Origin of the sequence: Brooklawnia sp., assembly GCF_032229645.1 — a bacterium.
In the GTDB taxonomy this organism is placed as follows: Bacteria; Actinomycetota; Actinomycetes; order Propionibacteriales; family Propionibacteriaceae; genus Brooklawnia.
Window position 1 is genome coordinate 1 of the sequence record NZ_JAVTWX010000067.1, and the last position, 5,371, is coordinate 5,371.

Below are 5,371 nucleotides of genomic sequence, written 5' to 3' on the forward strand. Positions count from 1 at the left end.
CGAGGACGCGGAAGAAACTCAACGCCGACTCGTACGGGTCCATCCGCTGCGCCAGCGTGCCCCACGCGCCGTTATCACGCTGCTGGAACAAGCCCCGGGAATCCGGGCCCGCAGCATCGCCATAGTCCAGCACCCGCAGCGCGGATTCACCGATCGCGGTCATCACACCGATCTGCTGATCCCGCACCGTCAACCCCATCGACGCCGCCGCAGCCATGATGTAAGCGGCATTCACCAGCTGCTCACCAGAAAAACCCGCCACCGGGCCGGCCGGCACCGAGCCCGGATCCACAACGACAGCCGAGCCCGCGGGAATGCAGGCGGCCTGGTCCTCATCGAACAACAAGAACCCCAGCAGGGTAGTGATCAGCGCGACCGGCAGGACGATGCCAGCTGCTGTGAGTTTCGTCCGGCTCATGACAGCACCTCCGGTGCGATGAACCGCTCCACCCGCCACACCGGATCGGCATCGCTGCGAGACACGATGATCAGATAGCTGCCGACATCGGTCGGCACACTGACCCGCGCCACCTCCGGCGTCGTCCACCCCGGCAGGTCCGCCGGCCCACTCACCTGACGCACGGGGATACGCGCCGGATCCACCGTCACGTAAGCCGCGGCTCCCCGCGCCGACAAGACTGGCTCAAGCTCGGCCCACCACACCTCATTCGGCACGTCAGGACGCGCGAACAACCCCATCGCAGTCTCCGCCAACTCCAGCGCCGCCGACCGGCTGGCCCCATCCAACCCAAGATGACTCGGATCAGGCAGTGCTGTCGTTGCTCCATCCGACGAACTTGTGCTCGACGGACGTGCCGTTGTCGCCGTGTCCGCCGCGGTAGGAGAACTGGCGTGGCAGCCGCTCAACAGCCCAATGGCTACCAAGAAGGCGGCCGCGGCGGTCGTAGACCAGCACATCGTGGACCTCCTGTGTTGGGGTGAACTCATTGAGGGTGTTGGGGTCAGCGGGCACAGGCGGCTGATCATCATCGATCGACTCCCATCTGGCGGCGCACCTGCTCGAGGCTGCGACAAAGGTGCGCACGGACTGTCGATCGGGGCATGCCGACGCGCCGGGCGATCGCCTCGACCGTCTGGGGTTGGCCGCTGCCGAACCCCATCGCGTCGCTGAGAATCTTGTTATCCGGCCATGGCAGGCGCTCCACCAAGCGGGCGGCTCTCGCCCCGTCGAGATGCGCCGCGGCGGTCTCGCCCGGGTCGGGCAGGTCGCTGGTGAGAAGAGTCGGATCAATCGTGCGGTGGGTGGAATCGGGGCAATCGATATCCATCGATAGCGGACGCGGCAACGCCAGTTCCGTGCGGTAGAGCGTGGCCATCGACCAATCGGACACCTTGATTGCCCACGTCAACCAACGGGCCCGATCAGGATCCCAGTTGTGCACCGCGGCGGCAACCGCTGCAGCCGCGGTTGCGAACCTCTCGTCTGCCTGCGCGGGGTAGCGATGCGCGTGAGACCAGATAGCGCCCCGTACGCTCGCGACCAGCACTCCGACCGCTTGTCGTCCCTGCCACGTCAACCTGGCGAGATCGCTAGCGGATGCGCCCGACAACAAAGCCAGGGCGGACGGTACCCCATCCAAGGCCGCCTGGGCGACCACGCCGGTATCGCGACGCCCAGCCAACTCCCGCTCGATCTCAATGGTCAGCCGCACTTCCTCACTCGCCGGGGATGCTGACGCGGTCGCCACCTGGTGGGACCGAGCAGCGGCCATAGGTCGGGAAGCCTGGGGAGGCGCCTCCGGTCTGGCGGATGTCACGCTGGTAGGCGTCGTCAGTGTGAGGGCGAGAGAATCATCGGTCATCCGTGTGGTCAGTGCGTTCAATCGGCGAGCTACCGAAGTCAGCGAACTGGTCGGATCGGAGTCAAGGGCGGCGGCGATGAGCAGATTGCCGCCCACCCCGCTGCGAACCAGCGAAGCCAGCGTCGCGTCCGCAGGGGGACGAGACAACAATGCGTCTCGCAGCTCCACCGCCGCCAGCGATATCGCGGTGGCATCCGCTCGGGTCGGTGCCGGTCCTGGTGGAGCCGTCCGCCACGCAGCGACCGCTTGGTGCCAGGCGTCCCGGCAGGCGTCCAGGCCACCGAACAGCCGCTCGGTGTCGATCGGCGGCGACGGTGACAGATCGATCCTGGCGGCCAGGTCCCGGGTGATCGTCAGCAGGCCAAGCTGATGCTGCCCAATCGCCGCGGCCAGCTGCGGTGTCGCGCGACCGCCCACGTCGGCCACCACACCTCGCCACCGGGCCAAAGCCGAGTTCAGATCCGATAGTCCCGATCCAGGATCGGGGGCCAAAGCGGCACGTTCCACCCCAGCAAGCAACGCGTCTGCTGTCTTGGGCTGGTCGCCGCGGCGGGTCGCGCGTGTCACCATCGCCAACACCACCCGTATCTGTTCGGTCCGAGCATCTGGCCAGGCACGCACGGCATCCGCGAGCGGATACGGGCGCCGCTCACTGGTCACCACGCGGCTGACCGCGGCGGCCAGCTCGACCGCGCCATCAGCGCTGCGGTTCTGCATGTCCCGGCATGCCACCACGATTTGCGCCCACTCCGGCAGGCCAAGGGGTTCGCCCTCGTTGACCAAGACGATCGCCTGCCGAACTACGCCTGGCGTGTTCATGGCATGCTCAGCAGATCGGCAACATTCAGAACCATTTGCGCGCCCGCACGCAACGTCTCCCGATCCAGACCGTCCCAATCCCAGGCGGTCAACTCGGCCTGGATAGCGAACAGGCATTCGGTCGACGACGCATACTCAGCCTCGAGCATCGACGCAGGTGCGGACGAGCTGGCCGAGGCCTGCAGCACCAACACCTGCGCCGGAAGCGTGCTGGCAGCAAGCTGCCACCACGCATCACCGGCCCGAGGATCCGCCAGCTGGTCCGCGCACTCCAACGCACGATCCACCAAGGCCGAGATCCGGCCGATCGAATCATCCAGGCCACCAGTCATCTTGGGCACCCCCGCATCAAGTGAGCTATCGCCGAGACATCTCATGGTGATCGCGGTATCCCTGGCTGCTCAGCGCGACCTGCGCGGCCTCAGCGGCTTCCTGCGCCGCCTCGAGATGGATCAGCAACTCCTTCAGGTGCTGTGCCGCGATCGTCACCTGCCGGGAAGCATCCCGCCTCTCACCGGTCCATAAGTCCTGGTCATACACGTCGATCCGCTCATCGGTCAGCGAGTTGCGCACTCCATCGGGCACGAACACCGCCACCTCAGCCAGATAGCCCAACGCCGCCTTCAAATTGCCCAGCAAGTCGTAGGCCGTCGGGGCCGGCATCACCCGACCGCTGATCCCATTCGCGATCCGAGCCAAGGCCTGCGCGGCATCACAGAACCGATCAGCGAGCTCTCGCTGCTCGTCGTTCAGATCGATCAAGTTCTTCAACGTCTTCATTGCTGATCCCTTCGTCGGGGGTGAGGTCGAGGTATTCCGTTGGTTATGTCTTGTGTCGAAGTAGGGGAGTCCGTCAGCTTGTTCACAGGCCCTGATTGCCGGACGGCCTGCGACTCCGCGGTTGCTGGCATGTGGGATGTGCTCCGAGCGGTGCACCGCCCGAATCCGCGGGTCGCCGCCAACTGTTTGCCGTAGTCAGCGAGGAACGGGCGCGACCGCTCATGCGGCAGTCGCGGCGGCGGCGCGCAACCGGTTGTCCGCCACCCGGACATACCCTTGGGTAGTCTCAGGTTTGGAGTGCCCCAGCAACTGCTGGGTGGACAACAGGTCGCCGGTCGCGTTGTAGACGGTCGACGCAAACCGATGGCGCAACTGGTGAGCCGACCATTCTCCATGGGATGCCAGCTGCATCAGACGGCCGACCCGATCGGGTGTCAGATGGCTATCCGGTTGAGTGCTCGGGAACACCCATCCGCTGGCCCGCAGCAATCTCGTGGCCAAGTCGTCAGTCAACGGGAGCGTGCGTTCTCGTCGCCCCTTGCCGCGTACGATCAAGGCCCAACCGTTCCCGTCACCTACGACGTCCTTCCGGTGAACGGCGGCGATCTCCGCTCGTCGAAGTCCCAGTTGCGCACCCAGATCAATCATCAAGCGGACGCGGACGTCCGCCGCATCACGGGCAGCACGCCACGCTGCTTCTGCCACCGGACGTGGCTGAGGCTGCCCGCGATGGACCGTCGGCAAGTCCGCAGCGGGATCCACGAGAACCACACCGTTGAGAGCGGCCCAAGCGAAAAACGCCCGGAGGCAGGCGCGCGTGCTCCGGCGCGTCTCCGCGTTCCAGTTCCGAGCCGCCAGCCAATCAACCAAACCCAGGAACGTCACAGCACCAGGCCCTTCAGGGAACGCACGAGCAAGCCGACCCAGCTGGTACCGACGCAACTCGCGTGTCCGAGGCGACTTGTCTCCCGCTGCAAGCCAATGGTCGAAGCACTCCAGTGGGTCCATCCACGACTCCGGGATCGGCCGCGATTGGGGGTGTTGCTGACGCGCGCTCATGGTTACTACACGACCCACAGTCGCAGTTCCAGCGTCGAGTAGCAGAACTCCACCGTGTAATGAAGCGAACGGGACTTCTGTTGATTGACTTGTGTCCAGGCCGCGTCGCTCCCGCGCAGTTCATCCTGGCGGATCATCCGGCCAGTCGGAGGGTCACCCTCACCCACAACCACTGTGACCAAGGGCCAGAGGACGTCCATTCGAGGCATTCCCGCTTCCTTTCTGTCTCCACCGCAAGCCGAAACTGAGGTGCTCCTGCTCAGGAGCAAAGCTGGCCAGCAGGTGTCGAGGAAAGTATTGGTAACAAGACCCCCGAAAACGTCAAACGGACAACACTCTGTGGATAACTCGGAGCCTTCCAGAGAAATGTGGCTACGAGATCTGGCGAACATCTGCCCGTCCGGAGCATCCCTCTCGCCACCGGGCTAAGCGATAGACCGCCACCCAAAGAGATTGATCAGTGGCGCTAGCTGCTCAACGTGATCTGTGATTGGAGCACCAGCGGGTTCAGGGTTCGAGTCCCTGGCGGTGTACCAATCTCCTCAGGCGTCGGACGATCCGACGCCTGTCCTGTTTCCAGCCATTGCAGGTCAATGCAATAGCAGCCGCAGTTCATCGCTGCCCAGTGGCGAATGGCTCATGCGCGGGCCAACGAGCGGCTGGTGATGAAGATCCCACGATCACGGAAGGCCGCAGGGCTGTTACGGGCGGCCTCATTCTTGAAGATCTCCGGGACCCCCGGATACCACGCGTCCACCCGACGAGCTGGGTCGGTCGACCGATTCACCCCAAGTTGAGCCGCGACCCTAGTGCATGTGCGTTAGTTCGTTCGTTGGCGGTGGGGACGGTGGCTACAGCTGCTGTCGAAATGTGCGGGCGCTACCGAAATT

At 64.9% G+C, this 5,371-nt stretch carries 6 protein-coding genes and 1 pseudogene; all 7 read right to left on the minus strand.

Annotated features, from left to right (window positions below):
* Positions 1 to 418: pseudogene (locus AAFP05_RS04705) on the minus strand (hypothetical protein); the annotation flags it as partial.
* Positions 415 to 699, minus strand: a complete 285-nt coding sequence (locus AAFP05_RS04710) for a hypothetical protein (RefSeq protein ID WP_341728698.1) — start codon at positions 697 to 699, stop codon at positions 415 to 417. The pseudogene AAFP05_RS04705 and the gene AAFP05_RS04710, both read right to left, overlap by 4 nt.
* Positions 700 to 763: 64 nt before the next feature.
* Positions 764 to 973, minus strand: a complete 210-nt coding sequence (locus tag AAFP05_RS04715; protein ID WP_341728699.1) for a hypothetical protein — start codon at positions 971 to 973, stop codon at positions 764 to 766.
* Positions 974 to 986: 13 nt separating this feature from the next.
* A complete protein-coding gene (locus tag AAFP05_RS04720; protein ID WP_341728700.1) occupies positions 987 to 2,642 on the minus strand; it encodes a hypothetical protein in 1,656 nt (551 codons plus the stop codon).
* Positions 2,639 to 2,974 carry a hypothetical protein gene (locus AAFP05_RS04725; protein WP_341728701.1) on the minus strand — a complete coding sequence of 112 codons (336 nt, stop codon included), beginning with the start codon at positions 2,972 to 2,974 and terminating at the stop codon, positions 2,639 to 2,641. The genes AAFP05_RS04720 and AAFP05_RS04725 overlap by 4 nt, the downstream gene beginning before the upstream one ends.
* A 25-nt stretch (positions 2,975 to 2,999) precedes the next feature.
* Positions 3,000 to 3,422, minus strand: a complete 423-nt coding sequence (locus AAFP05_RS04730) for a hypothetical protein (protein ID WP_341728702.1) — start codon at positions 3,420 to 3,422, stop codon at positions 3,000 to 3,002.
* Between the two features lie 219 nt (positions 3,423 to 3,641).
* Positions 3,642 to 4,127, minus strand: a complete 486-nt coding sequence (locus AAFP05_RS04735) for a site-specific integrase (RefSeq protein ID WP_341728703.1) — start codon at positions 4,125 to 4,127, stop codon at positions 3,642 to 3,644.
* Positions 4,128 to 5,371 lie beyond the last annotated feature (1,244 nt).